Source organism: Microbacterium sp. B19 (genome assembly GCF_000333395.1).
GTDB lineage: Bacteria > Actinomycetota > Actinomycetes > Actinomycetales > Microbacteriaceae > Microbacterium.
In genome coordinates, this window is the sequence record NZ_BADA01000160.1 from 1 (window position 1) to 1,595 (window position 1,595).

Annotated in this window: 2 protein-coding genes; both read left to right on the forward strand. The window is 72.0% G+C overall.

Annotation, left to right across the window (positions count from 1 at the left end):
• A partial coding sequence (locus tag I5G_RS21000) for a deoxyguanosinetriphosphate triphosphohydrolase (protein WP_022878306.1) occupies positions 1–1,161 on the forward strand: 1,161 nt, incomplete at its 5' end.
• A partial coding sequence (locus I5G_RS21005; RefSeq protein WP_036326688.1) for a CHC2 zinc finger domain-containing protein occupies positions 1,161–1,595 on the forward strand: 435 nt, incomplete at its 3' end. The genes I5G_RS21000 and I5G_RS21005, both read left to right, overlap by 1 nt.

The window sequence follows — 1,595 nt, forward strand, 5'->3', positions numbered from 1 at the left end:
GCCCCGCGAGCCCCGCCGGACTTCGCACGCAACCGCCTCACGCACTCGCTNGAGGTCGCACAGGTCGGCCGCGAGCTCGCCACGGCGCTCGAGCTGTCGCCCGACGTCGTCGACACCGCGTGCCTGAGCCACGACCTCGGCCACCCGCCGTTCGGTCACAACGGCGAGCGGGCGATGAACGAGTGGGCCGAAGACATCGGCGGCTTCGAGGGCAACGCGCAGACGCTGCGCATCCTCACGCGCCTCGAGCCGAAGGTCATCGGCCCCGACGGGCACTCGTTCGGTCTCAACCTGACCCGGGCGAGCCTGGATGCCACGTGCAAGTACCCGTGGACGGCCGACGCACCGCTTCCCGACCCCGGCGGCCGGTTGAAGTTCGGCGTCTACCCCGACGACGAGCCCGTGTTCCACTGGATGCGTGGGACAGCCCCCGGGCGCGTGCGCTGCATCGAGGCCGAGGTCATGGACCTCTCCGACGACATCGCGTACTCGGTGCACGACTTCGAGGACGCGGTCGTCAACCGGTACATCGACCCCGCCGCGCTGGCATCCCCGGCCGGCCACGAGTCGCTCCTCACGGCGATCCAGACGTGGGTCGGCTATGACTTCTCGCGCGACGAGCTCGCCGACGCGCTGTACCGGCTGATGCGGCTGCCCGAGTGGATCGGATCGTTCGACGGCTCGCGGCCCGCGCTCGCGCGGCTCAAGAACCTCACGTCCGACCTCATCGGGCGCTTCGCGCGCGCCGCCACGACCGCGACCCGCGAGGCCTACGCCGTCCGCGACCTCACGCGGTACCGCGCGCACGTGGTCGTCCCGCGCGTCGTCGAGGCCGAGATGGCGGTGCTCAAGGGCATCATCGGCGCGACCGTCGTGTCGATCGACGGCCGCAAGGCGCTGTACCGCGAGCAGCGACGCGTGCTGAAGCGACTGGCATCCGCCCTGTGGGAGAACCCGGGGGCGCTCGACACGCTGCACCTGCCCGACTTCGAGAGCGCGACGGACGACGTCGCGCGCCGCCGCGTGGTCGTCGACCAGGTCGCGAGCCTCACGGACCAGCTCGCGATCGCGTGGTACGGCCGGCTCGTGGGTGACGTGGATGCCGCGGAGCTCGGCGTCTGGGCGCCGGGTGCGCGACCGCCGCGGGGAGCGGATGCCTGATGGCGGGGCGTATCCGGCAGGCCGACATCGACGAGGTCAAGGCGCGGGTCAACATCGCCGACGTCGTCGGTGAGCGCGTCGCGCTGAAACCCGCGGGCGTCGGGTCGATGAAGGGTCTGTGCCCCTTCCACGACGAGCGCAGCCCCAGCTTCCACGTGCGACCCCAGGTCGGGTACTACCACTGCTTCGGGTGCGGCGAGTCGGGCGACGTGTACTCGTTCCTGCGCGCGATGGACCACGTCTCCTTCACGGAGGCCGTCGAGCGCATGGCCGCCCGCGTCGGGTACACGCTGCACTACGAGGACGGCGGGGCCGCCCCCGAGACCACCGGCCGCTCGAGACTGTACGCCGCGAACGCCGCCGCCGCGGAGTACTTCCGCACGCAGCTGCTGTCGCCCGAGGCCGACACCGCGCGGCGTTCCTCGGCGACCGCG